The 17,942-nt window shown below is 63.0% G+C and carries 19 protein-coding genes; 16 read left to right on the top strand and 3 right to left on the bottom strand.

The genetic code is table 11. From position 1 onward, the window contains the following. Positions 1-2: 2 nt before the first annotated feature. The 7 genes from QZ497_RS10795 (at position 3) to hisC (ending at position 5,959) form a co-directional block, all read left to right on the top strand. Positions 3-656 carry a phospholipid-binding protein MlaC gene (locus QZ497_RS10795; protein ID WP_295474189.1) on the top strand — a complete coding sequence of 218 codons (654 nt, stop codon included), beginning with the start codon at positions 3-5 and terminating at the stop codon, positions 654-656. Beyond that, a complete protein-coding gene (locus tag QZ497_RS10790; protein WP_295474185.1) occupies positions 653-967 on the top strand; it encodes an STAS domain-containing protein in 315 nt (104 codons plus the stop codon). Before QZ497_RS10795 ends, QZ497_RS10790 begins: the two co-directional genes overlap by 4 nt. A 96-nt stretch (positions 968-1,063) precedes the next feature. Continuing rightward, on the top strand, positions 1,064-1,303 hold the full coding sequence (locus QZ497_RS10785) for a BolA family protein (protein WP_295474182.1): 240 nt from the start codon (positions 1,064-1,066) through the stop codon (positions 1,301-1,303). A 22-nt stretch (positions 1,304-1,325) separates the two neighbouring features. After that, positions 1,326-2,591: a UDP-N-acetylglucosamine 1-carboxyvinyltransferase gene (gene murA, locus QZ497_RS10780; RefSeq protein WP_295474180.1), complete on the top strand. Its 1,266-nt coding sequence runs from the start codon at positions 1,326-1,328 to the stop codon at positions 2,589-2,591. 155 nt (positions 2,592-2,746) lie between these two features. After that, on the top strand, positions 2,747-3,382 hold the full coding sequence (hisG, locus tag QZ497_RS10775; protein WP_295474177.1) for an ATP phosphoribosyltransferase: 636 nt from the start codon (positions 2,747-2,749) through the stop codon (positions 3,380-3,382). Positions 3,383-3,557: 175 nt separating this feature from the next. Continuing rightward, a complete protein-coding gene (gene hisD / locus QZ497_RS10770) occupies positions 3,558-4,904 on the top strand; it encodes a histidinol dehydrogenase (protein WP_295474174.1) in 1,347 nt (448 codons plus the stop codon). Between the two features lie 2 nt (positions 4,905-4,906). Further along, positions 4,907-5,959, top strand: coding sequence for a histidinol-phosphate transaminase (gene hisC / locus QZ497_RS10765; RefSeq protein ID WP_295474171.1), 1,053 nt, complete (start codon positions 4,907-4,909; stop codon positions 5,957-5,959). A 70-nt stretch (positions 5,960-6,029) separates the two neighbouring features. Here the strand turns inward: hisC and algW are convergent, their stop codons facing one another. Next, complete coding sequence (gene algW, locus QZ497_RS10760) at positions 6,030-7,193, bottom strand: Do family serine endopeptidase AlgW (RefSeq protein ID WP_295474168.1); 1,164 nt, start codon at positions 7,191-7,193, stop codon at positions 6,030-6,032. A gap of 167 nt (positions 7,194-7,360) precedes the next feature. On the opposite strand from algW, the gene QZ497_RS10755 reads away from it, so the two are divergent. The 4 genes from QZ497_RS10755 (at position 7,361) to cysN (ending at position 11,668) form a co-directional block, all read left to right on the top strand. Then, entirely contained in the window at positions 7,361-8,119 is a 759-nt protein-coding gene (locus QZ497_RS10755; RefSeq protein ID WP_295474165.1) for a Nif3-like dinuclear metal center hexameric protein, read from the top strand. A 232-nt stretch (positions 8,120-8,351) separates the two neighbouring features. Beyond that, positions 8,352-9,269, top strand: a complete 918-nt coding sequence (gene cysD, locus QZ497_RS10750; RefSeq protein WP_295474162.1) for a sulfate adenylyltransferase subunit CysD — start codon at positions 8,352-8,354, stop codon at positions 9,267-9,269. A gap of 103 nt (positions 9,270-9,372) precedes the next feature. Beyond that, positions 9,373-9,714, top strand: coding sequence for a four helix bundle protein (locus tag QZ497_RS10745; RefSeq protein WP_295474159.1), 342 nt, complete (start codon positions 9,373-9,375; stop codon positions 9,712-9,714). 52 nt (positions 9,715-9,766) lie between these two features. Then, positions 9,767-11,668, top strand: a complete 1,902-nt coding sequence (cysN, locus tag QZ497_RS10740) for a sulfate adenylyltransferase subunit CysN (RefSeq protein WP_295474157.1) — start codon at positions 9,767-9,769, stop codon at positions 11,666-11,668. A gap of 112 nt (positions 11,669-11,780) precedes the next feature. On the opposite strand, the gene QZ497_RS10735 is transcribed toward cysN, so the two are convergent. Next, a complete protein-coding gene (locus tag QZ497_RS10735) occupies positions 11,781-12,215 on the bottom strand; it encodes a DUF1043 family protein (RefSeq protein ID WP_295474154.1) in 435 nt (144 codons plus the stop codon). A gap of 144 nt (positions 12,216-12,359) precedes the next feature. Here QZ497_RS10735 and QZ497_RS10730 point away from each other — a divergent pair, with 144 nt between their 5' ends. The 3 genes from QZ497_RS10730 to zapE all read left to right on the top strand — a co-directional run bounded on the left by QZ497_RS10730 (position 12,360) and on the right by zapE (position 15,547). Further along, entirely contained in the window at positions 12,360-12,998 is a 639-nt protein-coding gene (locus tag QZ497_RS10730; protein ID WP_295474151.1) for an alpha/beta fold hydrolase, read from the top strand. Positions 12,999-13,041: 43 nt separating this feature from the next. Continuing rightward, positions 13,042-14,391, top strand: a complete 1,350-nt coding sequence (locus QZ497_RS10725) for a tryptophan--tRNA ligase (RefSeq protein ID WP_295474148.1) — start codon at positions 13,042-13,044, stop codon at positions 14,389-14,391. A gap of 61 nt (positions 14,392-14,452) precedes the next feature. Next, on the top strand, positions 14,453-15,547 hold the full coding sequence (gene zapE, locus QZ497_RS10720; protein WP_295474146.1) for a cell division protein ZapE: 1,095 nt from the start codon (positions 14,453-14,455) through the stop codon (positions 15,545-15,547). 75 nt (positions 15,548-15,622) lie between these two features. Here zapE and QZ497_RS10715 read toward each other — a convergent pair whose 3' ends face one another. After that, the gene (locus tag QZ497_RS10715) at positions 15,623-16,519 is read right to left on the bottom strand and encodes a GlxA family transcriptional regulator (RefSeq protein WP_295474335.1); all 897 of its coding nucleotides are present in this window, start codon (positions 16,517-16,519) and stop codon (positions 15,623-15,625) included. Positions 16,520-16,965: 446 nt separating this feature from the next. On the opposite strand from QZ497_RS10715, the gene rplM reads away from it, so the two are divergent. After that, complete coding sequence (gene rplM / locus QZ497_RS10710; protein WP_045487943.1) at positions 16,966-17,394, top strand: 50S ribosomal protein L13; 429 nt, start codon at positions 16,966-16,968, stop codon at positions 17,392-17,394. 14 nt (positions 17,395-17,408) lie between these two features. Then, the gene (rpsI, locus tag QZ497_RS10705) at positions 17,409-17,801 is read left to right on the top strand and encodes a 30S ribosomal protein S9 (protein ID WP_295474140.1); all 393 of its coding nucleotides are present in this window, start codon (positions 17,409-17,411) and stop codon (positions 17,799-17,801) included. Positions 17,802-17,942 lie beyond the last annotated feature (141 nt).

Raw genomic sequence — 17,942 nt, 5'->3', positions numbered from 1 at the left:
CCATGATCTCTATCCTGCGTCGCAGTCTGCTGGTCCTGCTGGCCGTGTTGCCGATGCTGGCCAACGCGGCGGCCGCCCCGTCGGCCCATGATCTGGTGAAGGGGACCACCGACCAGTTGCTCAGCGACCTGTCGGCCAACCGCGAGCAATACAAGGCCAACCCCAACGCCTTCTACGACGCGCTGAACCGCATCGTCGGGCCGGTGGTGGATGCCGATGGCATTTCGCGCAGCATCATGACCGTGAAGTACTCGCGCAAGGCGACGCCCGAGCAGATGCAGCGTTTCCAGGAAAACTTCAAGCGCAGCCTGATGCAGTTCTACGGCAACGCGCTGCTGGAGTACAACAACCAGGGCATCACCGTTTCGCCGGCCAAGGATGAAAGCGGCGACCGCACTAGCGTCGACATGCAGGTCAAGGGCAACAACGGTGCGGTCTATCCGGTTTCCTACACGCTGGAGAAGATCAACGGCCAGTGGAAGGTGCGCAACGTGATCATCAACGGCATCAACATCGGCAAGCTGTTCCGTGACCAGTTCGCCGACGCCATGCAGCGCAACGGCAACGACCTGGACAAGACCATCGATGGTTGGGCCGGCGAAGTCGCCAAGGCCAAGGAAGTCACCGATCAGGCCACCGAGAAGTCGGCGCAATGACCGAGTCTGCCGTACGCCTGGTCGGGGCTGGGGAGCTGCGGCTGGTCGGCGTGCTGGACTACAGCACCGGCCCGCTGCTGCGCAAGCAGGGCGCGGCGCTGATCCGCTCCAGCACGCTGCCGACACTGGTCATCGACTGTTCCGGGGTTAGCCGGTCCACCAGCGTCGGCCTAGCCCTGTTGCTGGCCTTCATGCGTGATGCCGCTGTGGCGGGCAAGTCGGTCAGTGTGCATTCCATGCCCGAGGACATGCGCAAGATCGCCGAGGTTTCCGGGGCCAGCGAGCTATTCGCCACGCCGACCCCGGCCTGACGGGGGCACGCCCCCTGTCCGTGCGGGGTTCGCATTGCAGGGGCTTTTTTGTATCATGGCCGACCCGCGCGCACAGGGCGCCGATCGAGGTTAAGCATGCAGGCTGTCGAAGTGAAAGGCTTCCTTGAAGGAAAGCTGCCCGGAATCAAGGTGGAAGTCGAAGGCGAAGGCTGCAACTTCCAGCTCAATGTCATCAGTGACGAGTTGGCCGCGCTGAGCCCGGTCAAGCGTCAACAACAGATCTACTCCCATCTGAACCCCTGGATCGCCGATGGCAGCATCCACGCGGTCACGATGAAATTCTTCAGCAGCGCGGCCTGGGCCGAGCGCACCTGAACCCACCGGTGTCGAGATTGCAATGGATAAACTGATTATTACCGGCGGCGTGCGCCTGGATGGCGAAATCCGCATTTCCGGGGCCAAGAACTCGGCTCTGCCGATCCTCTCCGCTACGCTGCTGGCCGATGGCCCTGTCACCGTGCAGAACCTGCCGCACCTGCACGACATCACCACCATGATCGAGCTGTTCGGGCGCATGGGCATCGAGCCGGTGATCGACGAGAAACTCAGCGTCGAGATCGACCCGCGGACCATCAAGACCCTGGTCGCACCCTATGAGCTGGTCAAGACCATGCGTGCCTCGATCCTGGTGCTGGGCCCGATGGTCGCGCGCTTCGGCGAGGCCGAAGTGGCCTTGCCGGGTGGCTGTGCCATCGGTTCGCGTCCGGTCGACCTGCACATCCGTGGCCTTGAGGCCATGGGCGCGATCATCGACGTCGACGGCGGCTACATCAAGGCTCGTGCTCCCGAGGGCGGCCTGCGTGGCGCGCACTTCTTCTTCGATACCGTCAGTGTGACCGGTACCGAAAACATCATGATGGCTGCCAGCCTGGCCAAGGGCCGTACCGTTCTGCAGAACGCCGCCCGCGAGCCTGAAGTGGTCGACCTGGCCAACTTCCTGATCGCCATGGGCGCGAAGATTCAGGGCGCCGGCACCGATACCATCACCATCGATGGCGTCGAGCGCCTGCACTCGGCGACCTACAAGGTCATGCCGGACCGTATCGAGACCGGCACCTACCTGGTTGCCGCCGCCGCTACCGGCGGTCGTGTGAAGGTCAAGGATACCGATCCGACCATCCTCGAGGCCGTACTGCTCAAACTGCAGGAAGCGGGTGCCGAGATCACCACCGGCGAAGACTGGATCGAGCTGAACATGCATGGTCGCCGTCCGAAGGCGGTCAACGTGCGCACTGCGCCATACCCGGCGTTCCCGACCGACATGCAGGCGCAGTTCATCTCGCTCAATGCCATCGGCGAGGGCACTGGCGCGGTGATCGAGACCATCTTCGAAAACCGTTTCATGCACGTGTACGAAATGCACCGCATGGGCGCGCAGATCCAGGTCGAAGGCAACACCGCCATCGTCACCGGCACCGAGGTGCTCAAGGGCGCGCCGGTGATGGCCACCGACCTGCGGGCTTCGGCCAGCCTGGTCATCTCGGCCCTGGTGGCCGAGGGCGATACCCTCATTGACCGCATCTACCACATCGACCGTGGTTACGAGTGCATCGAAGAGAAGCTGCAGATGCTGGGCGCGAAGATCCGTCGCGTACCGGGCTAGTGAACAGACGGCCCCGATGCCACCGGTATCGGGGCCGTCGTTCCATGTAGCGCCGAGATTTCCTTTGCCTGATCGCGCAATGTCCCTGCGTATCGGGTAAGCTCTGGGGTTCGCCACCAGGGCATGAGCTTCCTGATAAGGACCCGAGTTTCCCCATGCTGACCATCGCATTGTCCAAGGGCCGCATCCTCGACGACACCCTGCCGCTGCTCGCCGCAGCGGGCATCGTGCCGACCGAGAATCCGGACAAGAGCCGCAAGCTCATCATTCCCACGACCCAGGAGGATGTCCGCCTGCTGATCGTGCGTGCCACCGATGTGCCGACCTATGTCGAGCATGGTGCGGCGGACCTGGGCGTGGCCGGCAAGGACGTGCTGATGGAGTTCGGCGGCCAGGGGCTGTACGAGCCGCTGGACCTCGAGATTGCCCGCTGCAAGCTGATGACAGCCGGTGCCATCGGTGCGCCCGAGCCCAGGGGGCGCCTGCGCGTGGCGACCAAGTTCGTCAATGTCGCCAAGCGCTACTACGCCGAGCAGGGGCGTCAGGTCGACATCATCAAGCTCTACGGCTCCATGGAGCTGGCGCCGCTGGTCGGCCTGGCTGACAAGATCATCGACGTGGTCGACACCGGCAACACCCTGCGTGCCAACGGTCTCGAACCCCAGGAGCTGATCGCCACCGTCAGTTCCCGCCTGGTGGTCAACAAGGCCTCCATGAAGATGCAGCACGCGCGCATCCAGGCGCTGATCGACACCCTGCGCAACGCCGTCGAGTCCCGACACCATAGCTAGCAGGTCTTTGAAGAGACGGCTGTAAAGCCGGAGTCTTTCACTGACCTGCTTCCGATCGCGCGGCCCTCGTGTCGCGCCCCGCTATCCGTGTCATAGCCAGATTGTTCAGGTGCCAGCGCGGATAGCTTGGTAGCTTATGGCACCTGAGCATTCGCCAATTACTGAGGCCCTCGCTATGACCACGTCCACCGCAATACGCCGACTCGATGCTGCCGACCCGGATTTCGCCCGACATCTGGATCATCTGCTGAGCTGGGAAAGTGTGTCCGACGACGCGGTCAACCAGCGGGTGCTGGACATCATCAAGGCCGTGCGCGAGCGTGGTGATGCCGCCCTGGTGGAATTCACCCAGCGCTTCGACGCGGTGCAGGCTACCCGCATGGCCGACCTGATCCTGCCGCGCGAGCGCCTGGAGCAGGCCCTGACGCGTATTTCACCGGCCCAGCGCCAGGCCCTGGAAGTGGCTGCCCAACGGGTGCGCAGCTACCACGAAAAGCAGAAGCAGGACTCCTGGAGCTACACCGAGGCGGACGGCACCGTGCTGGGCCAGAAGGTCACGCCGCTCGACCGCGCCGGTCTCTATGTGCCCGGCGGCAAGGCTTCCTACCCGTCCTCGGTACTGATGAACGCGATTCCGGCCAAGGTTGCCGGGGTGTCCGAAGTGGTCATGGTGGTGCCGACGCCACGCGGTGAAATCAACGAGCTGGTACTGGCCGCCGCGTGCATCGCCGGGGTCGACCGGGTGTTCACCATCGGTGGTGCCCAGGCCGTCGCCGCACTGGCCTACGGTACCGAAAGCGTGCCGCAGGTCGACAAGGTGGTCGGCCCCGGCAACATCTATGTGGCCACCGCCAAGCGCCATGTGTTCGGCCAGGTCGGTATCGACATGATCGCCGGCCCGTCGGAGATCCTGGTGGTCTGCGACGGCCAGACCGACCCCGACTGGATCGCCATGGACCTGTTTTCCCAGGCCGAGCACGACGAAGATGCACAGGCCATCCTGGTCAGCCCGGACGGTGAGTTCCTCGACCGTGTCGCGGCGAGCATCGCCCGGCTGCTGCCGACCATGGACCGCGCCGCGATCATCGAGACCTCGATCAACGGCCGTGGCGCGCTGATCAAGGTGGCCGACATGCAGCAGGCCATCGACGTCGCCAACCGCATCGCGCCCGAGCACCTGGAGCTGTCGGTGGAAGACCCGCAGGCCTGGCTGCCACAGATCCGCCACGCCGGCGCGATCTTCATGGGGCGTCACACCTCCGAGGCGCTGGGCGACTACTGTGCCGGCCCCAATCACGTGTTGCCGACCTCCGGCACCGCGCGTTTCTCCTCGCCGCTGGGGGTTTACGACTTCCAGAAGCGCTCGTCGATCATCTTCTGTTCGCCGCAGGGCGCGTCCGAACTGGGCAAGACGGCCTCGGTGCTGGCCCGTGGCGAATCGCTGAGCGGTCACGCGCGCAGTGCCGAATACCGAATCACCGATCCCGGCTTCAAGCCAGGCCGTAACGAACAAGGCGAGTGAACATGAGCAAATTCTGGAGTCCCTTCGTCAAGAGCCTGGTGCCCTACGTGCCGGGCGAGCAGCCCAAGCTGACCAAGCTGGTCAAGCTCAACACCAACGAGAACCCCTACGGGCCTTCCCCGAAGGCGCTGGAGGCGATGCGCGCCGAGCTGTCGGACAACCTGCGCCTGTACCCGGACCCCAACAGCGACCTGCTCAAGCAGGCGGTGGCCCGCTACTATCAGGTGCAGCCTGAGCAGGTGTTCCTGGGCAATGGTTCGGACGAGGTGCTGGCGCACATCTTCCACGGCCTGTTCCAGCACGATCTGCCGCTGCTGTTTCCGGACATCAGCTACAGCTTTTACCCGGTATATTGCGGCCTCTACGGCATCGAGCATGAGGCGGTCGCGCTGGACGAGCAGTTCCGCATCCGCCCGGCCGACTATGCGCGCCCCAATGGCGGCATCATCTTCCCCAACCCCAACGCGCCGACCGGTTGCCTGCTGGCCCTGGAGGCCGTGGAACAGATCCTCCAGGCCAGCCCTGACTCGGTCGTGGTGGTGGACGAGGCGTACATCGACTTTGGCGGCGAAACGGCCATTACCCTGGTGGACCGCTACCCGAACCTGCTGGTGACCCAGACCCTGTCCAAGTCACGCTCGCTGGCCGGCCTGCGGGTCGGCCTGGCGGTCGGGCATCCGGACCTGATCGAGGCGCTGGAGCGGGTCAAGAACAGCTTCAACTCCTACCCGCTGGACCGTGTGGCGATCGCCGGCGCGGCCGCCGCTTTCGACGACCAGGCGCACTTCGACAGCACCCGCCAGGCGGTGATTGCCAGCCGCGAGGCGTTGACTGCTGCGCTGCAGGGCAAGGGCTTCGAGGTGCTGCCATCGGCAGCCAACTTCATCTTCGCCCGCCACCCGCAGCACGACGCTGCTGGTCTGGCGGCGCGCCTGCGCGAGCAGGGCGTGATCGTACGGCACTTCAAGCAGGCGCGCATCGCGCAGTTCCTGCGCATCAGCATCGGCACGCCGGAGCAGAATCAGGCGCTGCTGGACGGGTTGAGCGATCTCTGAGCCGCTTGCCACACACAAAAAAGCCGCTCCTTGGGCGGCTTTTTTGTGTGTTGTCCCGTCCTGAGCAGGGTTATCCGGCCGGGGCCGGTGTCGCAGGCGGAGCGGGTGGCGGGCGGATACCCACCTCCGCGGTCAGACGCAACTCCTTGTTGTTGCGCAGCACATTGATGGTGATCTTCTCTTTCGGCCTGGCCCGCGCCACCTGGTTCATTGAGCGGCGACCATCGCTGGCTGGCTCGCCATTGATGCTCAGGATCACGTCACCCAGTTGCAGGCCGGCGCGCTGTGCCGGGCCGTCACGGAACACGCCCGACACCACGATGCCTGGCCGCCCCTTGAGGCCGAACGACTCCGCCAGCTCAGCGGTCAGCGGCTGCACTTCGATACCCAGCCAGCCACGGATCACCTGGCCGTGCTCGATGATCGACTTCATCACGTCCATGGCCAGCTTGGTCGGGATGGCGAAGCCGATGCCCTGCGAGCCGCCGGACTTGGAGAAAATCGCGGTGTTGATACCGGTGAGGTTGCCGCTGGCATCCACCAGCGCGCCACCGGAGTTGCCGGGGTTGATCGCCGCGTCGGTCTGGATGAAGTCTTCATAGGTGTTCAGGCCCAGCTGGTTGCGGCCGGTAGCGCTGATGATGCCCATGGTCACGGTCTGGCCGACGCCGAACGGGTTGCCGATGGCCAGGGCCACGTCGCCGATGCGAATGCTGTCGGAGCGGGCGATGGTGATCGCTGGCAGGTTCTTCAGGTCGATCTTCAATACCGCCAGGTCGGTTTCCGGGTCGCTGCCGATCACCCGGGCGATGGTCTCGCGGCCGTCCTTGAGCGCCACCACGATCTGGTCGGCGCCTGTGGTCACGTGATTGTTGGTGAGGATGTAGCCTTCGGGGCTCATCAGCACCCCGGAACCCAGGCTGGACTCCATGCGCTTCTGCTTGGGCTGGTTGTCACCGAAGAAACGCCGGAACTGTGGGTCTTCGAAGAGCGGGTTGGCGCCCTTGTTGATCATCTTGGTGGTATACAGGTTGACCACCGCTGGCGCGGCGGCACTCACCGCGTCGGCGTAGGACGAGGGGCCCTGGACGATCTGCGTGGTCTGCGGTGCCTGTTGCAGGTTGACGTCCATGCTGGGCAAGCCAACCCATTGCGGGTAGCGCTGGATGATCAGCAGAGCGATGAGTACGCCTGCCAGCAACGGCCAGCCAAAGAAGCGCAGTGCCTTGAGCATTCGAAGAAGTCCTGGATGGTGATGGGCGCAGAATTTTGCAGCCGGGGTGCGCCATAATGGCGGGCATTATACGAGCCCTGTGGGCGCTGTCTCTCTATTCGTGTGCAATTAACCCGTCTACGACGCTGTCTTTGCCCTTACCCAACTCTTGATCGAGGAACCTCTCCATGGCCGTCGCCCTCAGCACGCTGGTCGAAGAAGCCGACCGCTACCTCAACAGTGCGCGTATTCAGGATTACTGCCCCAATGGTCTGCAGGTCGAAGGTCGACCGCAGGTGATGCGTATCGTCAGTGGCGTCACCGCCAGCCAGGCACTGCTGGATGCAGCGGTGGAGGCCCAGGCGGATCTGGTGCTGGTCCATCATGGCTATTTCTGGAAAGGCGAGAACCCCTGCGTGGTAGGCATGAAGCAGCGGCGCCTGAAGACCCTGCTCAAGCACGACATCAGCCTGCTCGCCTACCACCTGCCGCTGGACGTGCACCCCGAAGTGGGCAACAACGTGCAGCTGGCCCGGCAACTGGACATTACCGTCGAAGGTCCGCTCGATCCCAATGACGCCAAGGTGGTGGGTCTGGTCGGCTCGCTGGCCGAACCGGTCAGCGCGCGGGATTTCGCCCGTCGTATCCAGGAAGTGCTGGGCCGCGAGCCGCTGCTCATCGAAGGTCAGCGCATGGTCCAGCGCGTGGGCTGGTGTTCCGGTGGTGGCCAGGGCTACATCGACCGGGCGATCGCCGAAGGCGTGGACCTGTATTTCAGCGGCGAGGCCTCGGAGCAGACCTTCCACAGCGCCCAGGAAAACGGCGTCAGTTTCATCGCTGCCGGACACCACGCCACCGAGCGTTATGGCGTGCAGGCACTGGGCGACTACCTGGCGCGCCGGTTTGCGGTCGAGCACCTGTTCATCGACTGCCCGAACCCGGTGTGATCCGCTGCATGGCCGCCCAGGCCGGGTCTTCACACCGAACGGGTGGCTATATCGTTAGATCGTTTCGATCTACCTGACGCGCTGAAGTGAGCCGCCACGGCATGATAAAGTGCGCGGCTCGAATACGGCCCGTAGGCCGCAACAGGACTCGGTTTCCGGGTGGGCTCGCGCCGCGATGGCGCCGTGCGATACCCGGCGGTCCGAACCCAACACCAGCAATCCGTGAGTAGCCATGGTTGACAAACTGACGCATCTGAAACAGCTGGAGGCGGAAAGCATCCACATCATCCGCGAGGTCGCCGCCGAGTTCGATAACCCGGTGATGCTGTACTCGATCGGCAAGGATTCGGCCGTGATGCTGCATCTGGCACGCAAGGCCTTCTTCCCGGGCAAATTGCCGTTCCCGGTGATGCATGTCGACACCCGCTGGAAATTCCAGGAGATGTACCGCTTCCGCGACAAGATGGTCGAGGAAATGGGCCTGGAGCTGATCACCCACGTCAACCCCGAGGGCGTTGCACAGGGTATCAACCCCTTCACTCACGGCAGTGCCAAGCACACCGACATCATGAAGACCCAGGGCCTCAAGCAGGCACTGGACAAGCACGGCTTCGATGCCGCGTTCGGCGGCGCACGGCGCGACGAAGAGAAGTCGCGGGCCAAGGAGCGCGTCTACTCGTTCCGCGACAGCAAGCACCGCTGGGACCCCAAGAACCAGCGTCCCGAGCTGTGGAACGTCTACAACGGCAAGGTCAACAAGGGCGAGTCGATCCGCGTGTTCCCGCTGTCGAACTGGACCGAGCTGGACATCTGGCAGTACATCTACCTCGAAGGCATCCCGATCGTGCCGCTGTACTTCGCCGCCGAGCGTGAGGTCATCGAGAAGAACGGCACCCTGATCATGATCGACGACGAACGCATCCTCGAGCACCTCTCCGAGGAAGAGAAAGCGCGCATCGTCAAGAAGAAGGTGCGTTTCCGTACCCTCGGCTGCTACCCGCTGACCGGCGCCGTCGAGTCGCAGGCCGAGACCCTGACGGACATCATCCAGGAAATGCTCCTGACCCGGACGTCCGAGCGCCAGGGCCGCGTCATCGACCACGATGGCGCCGGTTCGATGGAAGACAAGAAACGTCAAGGCTACTTCTAAGCTTCAAGTTACAAGCGGCAAGCTGCAAGACGCCAACGGAGCGAGTAGTTTCTGGCTTTTGTCGTTTGCAGACTGCTCTGCGGGCTCACAGGGAGTGGCCGCAGTGGATTTTGAGAAGTTGTCGGTTTGGCGGAGAAGCAAGGATCTGGCAGTCAGTGTCTATCAGGTGTTCAAGGAATGCCGAGACTTTGGTTTCAAAGGTCAGATTACCCGCTCGGCGGTGTCCATCCCTTCCAACATTGCCGAAGGCATGGAACGTCTGAGTTGGAGAGAAAAGGTCTGGCTTCTCGGCGTTGCAAAGGCTTCCTGTGCAGAGCTGCGCACGCAACTGATCATCGCTGTCGAGATCGGCTATCTATCTGCTGAACTGGCTGACAAGTGGATTAATGAAACCCGCCAGCTGTCGAGAATGCTCAGCGGGCTGATCAACAAAATTTCTAACTAGCTGTACGCCGACAAGCTTGCAGCTTGAAGCTTACAGCTTGGAGCTTGAACCCATGAGTCACCAATCTGATCTGATCAGCGAGGACATCCTCGCCTACCTGGCCCAGCACGAGCGCAAGGAACTGCTGCGTTTCCTGACCTGCGGCAACGTCGACGACGGCAAGAGCACCCTGATCGGGCGCCTGCTGCACGACTCCAAGATGATCTACGAGGACCACCTCGAGGCCATCACCCGTGATTCGAAGAAGAGCGGCACCACCGGTGAAGAAGTCGACCTGGCGCTGCTGGTCGACGGCCTGCAGGCCGAGCGTGAGCAGGGCATCACCATCGACGTGGCGTACCGCTACTTCTCCACCGCCAAGCGCAAGTTCATCATCGCCGACACCCCGGGCCACGAGCAGTACACCCGCAACATGGCTACCGGCGCCTCGACCTGCGACCTGGCGATCATCCTGGTCGACGCCCGCTACGGCGTGCAGACCCAGACCCGTCGGCACAGCTACATCGCCTCGCTGCTGGGCATCAAGCACATCGTCGTGGCGGTCAACAAGATGGACCTCAAAGGCTTCGACGAGCAGGTCTTCGAGTCGATCAAGGCCGACTACCTGAAGTTCGCCGACGCCATCGACCTGAAACCGTCGAGCCTGCACTTCGTGCCGATGTCGGCGCTCAAGGGCGACAACGTGGTCAACCGCAGCGAGCGCTCGCCGTGGTACACAGGCCCGGCGCTGATGGAAATCCTCGAAACCGTGGAAGTCGCCGCCGACCGTAACTTCACCGACCTGCGTTTCCCGGTGCAGTACGTCAACCGTCCGAACCTGAACTTCCGCGGCTTCGCCGGCACCCTGGCCAGCGGCATCGTGCACAAGGGCGACGAAGTGGTGGTGTTGCCGTCGGGCAAGAGCAGCCGCGTCAAATCCATCGTCACCTATGAAGGCGAGCTGGAGCAGGCCGGTCCCGGCCAGGCCGTGACCCTGACCATGGAAGACGAGATCGACATCTCGCGTGGCGACTTGCTGGTGCACGCCGACAACGTTCCGCCGGTCACCGACCAGTTCGACGCCATGTTGGTGTGGATGGCCGAAGAACCGATGCTGCCGGGCAAGAAATACGACATCAAGCGCGCCACCAGCTACGTGCCGGGCTCGATTGCCAGCATCACCCACAAGGTCGATGTGAACACGCTGGAGAAGGGCGCGGCCAGCGCGCTGCAGCTCAACGAGATCGGTCGGGTCAAGGTGGCTCTGGATGCCTCCATTGCTCTGGACGGCTACGAGAGCAACCGCACCACCGGTGCCTTCATCGTCATCGACCGCCTGACCAACGGCACCGTGGGTGCCGGCATGATCATCGCTCCGCCGGTGCTGCCGCACGGTGGCAATGGCCAGCACGGCAAGCAGGCTCATGTGTCCACCGAAGAGCGCGCGCTGCGTTTCGGCCAGCAGCCAGCCACCGTGCTGTTCAGCGGCCTGTCCGGTGCGGGCAAGAGCACCCTGGCCTATGCCGTGGAGCGCAAACTGTTCGACATGGGCCGTGCGGTCTACGTGCTCGACGGCCAGAACCTGCGTCATGACTTGAACAAGGGCCTGCCGCAGGATCGTGCCGGGCGTACCGAGAACTGGCGTCGTGCCGCCCACGTCGCGCGTCAGTTCAACGAAGCCGGTCTGTTGACCCTGGCCGCCTTCGTCGCGCCGGATGCCGAAGGCCGCGAGCAGGCCAAGGTGCTGATCGGCAAGGATCGTCTGGTCACCGTCTACGTGCAGGCATCGCCGACCGTATGCCGTGAGCGTGACCCGCAGGGCCTGTACGCCGCCGGTGGCGACAACATCCCGGGCGAATCCTTTGCCTACGATGTGCCGCTGGATGCCGACCTGGTGATCGATACCCAGCAGGTGGGTGTGGAAGAGGGCGTGCGTCAGGTGCTGGAAGTGCTGCGCAAGCGCGGCGCGATCTGAGGCGGGTTGACGGCTGGGCGCGAAAGCTTCGCGACCCCGCCGTCCACACCAGACGGCAGTCAAGAAAAAGCCCCCGGCCTTGCGGCGCGGGGGCTTTTCTTTGGGGGGTTCGTTACTTCTTCAAGCCGTAGTGCTCATCCAGCATGCCGGGAGCATTCGGTGCCTTGGGCGCGTAGTCTTTCGGCGCCTCGGTGTAGTGCGGCGGGGTGATGCGTTCGCGTGGCGCGTGCTGGGCCTCGGGATGCATGGCGGCCAGCAGGCGTTGGCGGGTCAGTTCGTCCAGCGCCAGGCGGTTGGCGCCTTCGGCGAGATGTTCCTGAACTTCATGATACTGCTGGCTGAGTTTCTGGATCAGGCTGGCCGTGGCATTGAAGTGGGTGACCACCTCGTTCTGATAGGTATCGAAACGTTCCTGAACGTCATCCAGCTGACGCTGGGTGCTGTTCGGAGCGGCGTTGGGCAGCAGACGCGCGACCAGGAAACCAATGACGACACCGGCAACCAGGGCAAGAGTCGGCAACAACCAAACTAAGAGCGAGTGTTCCACGAGTCCTTCCTCTATAAACGGCTTTGCTTTACGTTAACGGCTCGAACAGGCGCTGTATACCCGCGACGCGTCGCCGATATGCCAGCCACAGACAATCAGCTAGACGAGTCGACCCACCATGGGGTCACGGAGTTCTTTCCTGCCATGCGCGAAACCCCTGTCTTCATCGATGGCCCGCAAGGCCCGCTCGAAGCCCTCTACCAGGACCTGCCCGATGCCAAGGGCGTGGCGCTGATCTGCCATCCTAACCCGATTCAGGGCGGGACGATGCTCAACAAGGTGGTCTCCACCCTGCAGCGGGCCGCGCGCGATGCCGGTTTCGCCACCTTGCGCTTCAATTATCGCGGCGTGGGGGCCAGTGCCGGCACCTCGGTGGCCGGTGTCGAGGAGATCGACGATGCACGCGCCGCTGCCCGCTGGCTGCGCCAGGCCCAACCCGAACTGCCCATGACGCTGTTCGGCTTCTCCTTCGGCGGCTACGTGGCCGGCGCCCTCAGTGGCGAGCTGGAAGCGGCAGGCGAGCGCCTGCGCCAGGTGTTCCTCATTGCCCCGGCCGCGGCGCGCTTCAAGGAGGCCGATGCGCTGGCACAGAGCGTACCGCTGACCATCATTCAGCCCGAGGCCGACGAAGTCATCGAACCCGGTGTGGTGTATGACTGGTCTGGCGCATTGCAACGTCCCCATGAGCTGCTGAAAGTGGCAGAATGCGGACACTTCTTCCACGGCAAGCTCACCGACCTCAAGGACCTGGTGATGCCACGGCTGCTGGCCGAGCCCGTTTGACACCGCCTTCTACCGATGCAGCCCACTGATTAAGCGACCCGCCATGACCACTCGTATCCTGACCGGTATCACCACCACCGGTACTCCCCACTTGGGCAACTACGCCGGCGCGATCCGTCCGGCGGTGGTCGCCAGCCGCCAGCCCGGCGTCGACTCGTTCTACTTCCTGGCCGACTACCACGCCCTGATCAAGTGCGACGATCCGCTGCGCATCCAGCGTTCGCGCCTGGAAATCGCCGCCACCTGGCTGGCCGCCGGTCTGGACCCGGAGCGCGTGACCTTCTATCGGCAGTCGGACATCCCCGAGATTCCCGAGCTGACCTGGCTGCTGACCTGCGTATCGGCCAAGGGCCTGCTCAACCGTGCCCACGCCTACAAGGCGTCGGTGGACAAGAACGTCGAAGCCGGTGAAGACCCCGATGCCGGCGTGACCATGGGCCTGTACAGCTACCCGGTGCTGATGGCCGCCGACATCCTGATGTTCAACGCCCACAAGATTCCGGTGGGCCGCGACCAGATCCAGCACGTGGAAATGGCCCGTGACATCGCCCAGCGCTTCAACCACCTGTTCGGCAACGGCAAGGACTTCTTTGCCCTGCCCGAAGCGCTGATCGAAGAAAGCGTGGCAACCCTGCCGGGCCTGGACGGGCGCAAGATGTCCAAGAGCTACGACAACACCATTCCGCTGTTCAGCAGCCCCAAGGAACTCAAGGACGCCATCTCGCGCATCGTCACCGACTCGCGCGCGCCGGGCGAAGCCAAGGACCCGGATAGCTCGCACCTGTTCACCCTCTACCAGGCGTTCTCCACCCCCGCGCAAAGCGCGGCGTTCCGTGCCGAGCTGCTCGATGGCCTGGGCTGGGGCGAGGCCAAGGCGCGGTTGTTCAGCCTGCTGGACGCCGAGCTGAGCGGCCCGCGGGAAATCTATCAGGGGCTGATCGCGCGCCCGGCTGACCTGGAGGACATCCTCCTGGCCGGCGCCCAGAAGGCCCGTCGCATCGCCACGCCGTTCCTCGAATCGCTGCGCGAAGCCGTTGGCCTGCGCTCGTTCCGCAGTGCGGTGCAAGCGGCTGACACCGGCAAGAAGAAGGCCGCCAAGGCTGCACGTTTCGTCAGCTTCCGCGAAGACGATGGCAGCTTCCGTTTCCGCCTGCTGGCCGCCGACGGTGAACAACTGCTGTTGTCCCATGCTTTCCCTGACGGCAAGGCCGCCGGAGCGGTAAGCAAGCAGTTGCAGCAGGGTGGCGAGCTGGACATCCGTCCCGAAAGCGACCGCTTCAGCCTGTGGCTCGATGGCGCCTGCGTGGGCGAAAGCCCGGTGTACGCCGATACCGCTGCGCGTGACCTGGCTATCGAAAACCTCAAGTCGGCACTGGCCCCGCAACAGGACTGATTGCCAATCGCCAGGGCCGTCGCTACAGTGTCGGCCCGCTTTGATTGCCCGCTGATGACCTATGACGCCCCTGGAACGATATCAAGCCGACCTTAAACGCCCGGACTTCTTTCACGACGCCGCGCAGGAAAACGCCGTGCGTCACCTGCAGCGTCTGTACGATGACCTGGTCGCCGCGCAGAACAACAAGCCTGGCCTACTCGGCAAGCTGTTCGGCAAGAAGGAGCCCGAGGTCGTCAAGGGCCTGTACTTCTGGGGTGGCGTAGGGCGGGGCAAGACCTACCTGGTCGACACCTTCTTCGACGCGCTGCCGTTCAAGCAGAAGATGCGTACGCACTTCCACCGCTTCATGAAGCGTGTGCACGAAGAAATGAAGACCCTTAAGGGTGAGAAGAACCCCCTGACGGTGATCGCCAAGCGCTTCTCCGAGGAAGCCCGGGTGATCTGCTTCGACGAGTTCTTCGTCTCCGACATCACCGATGCCATGATCCTCGGCACCCTGATGGAAGAGCTGTTCAAGAATGGTGTATCGCTGGTCGCCACCTCGAACATCGTGCCAGACGGCCTGTACAAGGACGGCCTGCAACGCGCGCGCTTCCTGCCGGCCATCGCCCTGATCAAACAGCATACCGACGTGGTCAACGTCGACAGCGGCGTGGACTACCGCCTGCGCCATCTGGAGCAGGCCGAGTTGTTCCACTACCCGCTGGACGAAGCGGCGCACCAAAGCCTGAAGGCCAGCTTCAAGGCCCTGACGCCCGACTGCGCGGAAACCGTCGAGAACGACGTGCTGATCATCGAGAACCGCGAGATCCGTGCGGTGCGCACCTGCGACGACGTGGCCTGGTTCAACTTCCGCGACCTGTGCGACGGCCCGCGTAGCCAGAACGACTACATCGAGCTGGGCAAGATCTTCCACGCCGTGCTGCTCAGCGACGTGGAGCAGATGAGCGTGACCACCGACGACATCGCTCGACGCTTCATCAACATGGTCGATGAGTTCTACGATCGCAACGTCAAGCTGATCATTTCTGCCGAGGTCGAACTCAAGGACCTCTACTCGGGTGGCCGCCTGAACTTCGAGTTCCAGCGCACCCTCAGCCGCCTGCTGGAAATGCAGTCCCACGAATTCCTGTCCCGCGCCCACAAGCCCTGAAGGCAGCGGCTGTAGCGGCTTCAGCTGCGAAATCCTGTGGCCGCCTGAAGCCGCTACGCGGTGCCTGCAGGCGACTCAGGCGGCCTGCTGGTACTGCTGCCGGTACTGGTTGGGCGACAGCTCGGTGTGTTGGCGGAACAGCCGGGCGAAGAAGCTGGCGTCGTCATAGCCCACTTCATAGCTGATGGTCTTGATGCTTTTGCTGGTGGCCGAGAGCAGGCCCTTGGCGGTCTCGATGCGCAGGCGCTGCAGGTAGTGCAGGGGCTTGTCGCCGGTGGCGCTCTGGAAGCGGCGCATGAAGTTGCGGATGCTCATGCCATGTTCGCGGGCCACGTCTTCGAAGCGGAACTTGTCGGCGAAGTGTTCTTCCAGCCATTGCTGGATCTGCAGGATGCTCATGTCCTGGTGCAGCTTCTGCCCGCCGAAGCCGATGCGCCCCGGTGCATAGTTGCGCCGCACTTCGTAGAGGATGTCGCGGGCCACGGCCTGGGCGACGTTTGCACCGCAGAAGCGCTCGATCATGTAGATGTACAGGTCGCAGGCCGAGGTACTGCCACCGGCGCAATACAGGTTGTCGGCGTCGATGATGTGCTTGTCCTGGTTGAGCAGCACCTTGGGGAAGCGTTCGCTGAACTCGTTGAAGAAGCGCCAGTAGGTGGTGGCTTCCTTGCCGTCCAGCAGGCCGCTGGCGGCCAGCCAGAACACACCGCTGGCTTCGGCGCAGAGCACCGCACCCTGGGCATGCTGGTCGCGCAGCCAGGGCAGGACCTGCGGGTAGCGTTCACAGAGTGCGTCGAAGTCATCCCAGAAGGCCGGCAGCACGATGATGTCGCTGGATTCCAGGCCGCCGTCGACCGGCAGCATGACATCGCTGAAGCTGTTCACGGGAAGACCGTCAGGACTGACCAGGCGGATCTCGAAGGCGGGCTTGATGCCGTGGCCGAGTTGCTTGCTGTAGCGCAGGCTGGCCAGGTGGAAGAAATCCTTGGCTTGCATCAGGGTCGAAGCGAACACCCGGTCGATGGCCAGGATGCTCACGCGCCGCAGGACGGCGGAGGGTGGGATCGGCATAGTCTTTGTTCTTATAGGTAATAGTGGTCAAACAGCGGCTGAATCGTCTTATGTTTTTTCCGCTCTGTCCAGCCTCGACCGCTCTGTCGCCGGGGGCGGGCCAAAGGTGAAGGCGGAGATGAAATTGAGGTTGAGCTTCTCGTTGCAGCCTGTATAATTGCGCACCTCTTGGCAGAGGGAGTGATGCCCCGCCTGCTAAAGATTTCGCCGTATACGGACGCGCTGACCCGAGCCCCCGATAGCGTCTGTTTCCGGCTGCCACTGGCGGGCCTCTGGCTTGTCAGGGATTGCACTATTCAGTAAGCTCCGCCGTCTATTTTTCAAGGCGGCCCCTGAGGCTATAAAGAATGAAAACTTTTACTGCTAAACCGGAAACAGTTAAGCGCGACTGGTTCGTCGTCGACGCTGCTGGCCAGACCCTGGGTCGTCTGGCCACCGAAATCGCGAGCCGTCTGCGTGGCAAGCACAAGCCTGAATACACTCCGCACGTTGACACTGGCGACTACATCGTCGTGATCAATGCCGAGCAGATTCGTGTGACCGGTGCCAAGTCCTCCGACAAGATCTACTACTCTCACTCCGGCTTCCCTGGCGGCATCAAGTCGATCAACTTCGAAAAGCTGATCGACAAGGCTCCTGAGCGCGTGATCGAGACTGCGGTAAAAGGCATGCTGCCTAAGAACCCGCTGGGTCGCGACATGTACCGTAAGCTGAAAGTCTATGCGGGCGCTGTGCACCCTCATACCGCTCAGCAGCCCCAAGAACTGAAGTTTTAACGGAATAGTTGATTATGTCGGCGACTCAAAATTACGGCACTGGCCGTCGCAAGACCGCAACCGCTCGCGTTTTCCTGCGTCCGGGCACTGGTAACATCTCGATCAACAACCGTTCGCTGGACGTGTTCTTTGGCCGTGAAACTGCCCGCATGGTAGTTCGCCAGCCTCTGGAACTGACCGAGACCACCGAGAAATTCGACATCTACGTCACCGTTATCGGTGGCGGCGTAAGTGGCCAGGCTGGCGCAATCCGCCACGGCATCACTCGCGCGCTGATGCAATACGACGAGTCGCTGCGCAGTCCGCTGCGTAAAGCCGGCTACGTCACTCGTGACGCCCGTGAAGTTGAGCGTAAGAAAGTGGGTCTGCGCAAAGCGCGTAAGCGTCCGCAGTACTCCAAGCGTTAATACGCGCTTACGTTTCAAGAAGAACGCCCGCTTCTCCGGAAGTCGGGCGTTTTTTTATGCCCACGATTTTTTCGGGGCAGGGCGCAATGTTCGTTGTCGATACATCGGTGTTCATCCAGTGAGGCAATCTGCCTCACTGCT

The sequence above is a fragment of the uncultured Pseudomonas sp. genome, assembly GCF_913777995.1.
Lineage (GTDB): Bacteria > Pseudomonadota > Gammaproteobacteria > Pseudomonadales > Pseudomonadaceae > Aquipseudomonas.
Note: the sequence above shows the minus strand (reverse complement) of the source record. Positions and strands in the feature narration are given on the sequence as shown.

Bases quoted from the DNA above. Each gene is read 5' to 3' on its own strand.
- QZ497_RS10795 (WP_295474189.1), top strand. From the start codon at position 3: ATGATCTCTATCCTGCGTCGCAGTCTGCTGGTCCTGCTGGCCGTGTTG.
- QZ497_RS10790 (WP_295474185.1), top strand. From the start codon at position 653: ATGACCGAGTCTGCCGTACGCCTGGTCGGGGCTGGGGAGCTGCGGCTG.
- QZ497_RS10785 (WP_295474182.1), top strand. From the start codon at position 1,064: ATGCAGGCTGTCGAAGTGAAAGGCTTCCTTGAAGGAAAGCTGCCCGGA.
- murA (WP_295474180.1), top strand. From the start codon at position 1,326: ATGGATAAACTGATTATTACCGGCGGCGTGCGCCTGGATGGCGAAATC.
- hisG (WP_295474177.1), top strand. From the start codon at position 2,747: ATGCTGACCATCGCATTGTCCAAGGGCCGCATCCTCGACGACACCCTG.
- hisD (WP_295474174.1), top strand. From the start codon at position 3,558: ATGACCACGTCCACCGCAATACGCCGACTCGATGCTGCCGACCCGGAT.
- hisC (WP_295474171.1), top strand. From the start codon at position 4,907: ATGAGCAAATTCTGGAGTCCCTTCGTCAAGAGCCTGGTGCCCTACGTG.
- algW (WP_295474168.1), bottom strand. From the start codon at position 7,193: ATGCTCAAGGCACTGCGCTTCTTTGGCTGGCCGTTGCTGGCAGGCGTA.
- QZ497_RS10755 (WP_295474165.1), top strand. From the start codon at position 7,361: ATGGCCGTCGCCCTCAGCACGCTGGTCGAAGAAGCCGACCGCTACCTC.
- cysD (WP_295474162.1), top strand. From the start codon at position 8,352: ATGGTTGACAAACTGACGCATCTGAAACAGCTGGAGGCGGAAAGCATC.
- cysN (WP_295474157.1), top strand. From the start codon at position 9,767: ATGAGTCACCAATCTGATCTGATCAGCGAGGACATCCTCGCCTACCTG.
- QZ497_RS10730 (WP_295474151.1), top strand. From the start codon at position 12,360: ATGCGCGAAACCCCTGTCTTCATCGATGGCCCGCAAGGCCCGCTCGAA.
- QZ497_RS10725 (WP_295474148.1), top strand. From the start codon at position 13,042: ATGACCACTCGTATCCTGACCGGTATCACCACCACCGGTACTCCCCAC.
- zapE (WP_295474146.1), top strand. From the start codon at position 14,453: ATGACGCCCCTGGAACGATATCAAGCCGACCTTAAACGCCCGGACTTC.
- rplM (WP_045487943.1), top strand. From the start codon at position 16,966: ATGAAAACTTTTACTGCTAAACCGGAAACAGTTAAGCGCGACTGGTTC.
- rpsI (WP_295474140.1), top strand. From the start codon at position 17,409: ATGTCGGCGACTCAAAATTACGGCACTGGCCGTCGCAAGACCGCAACC.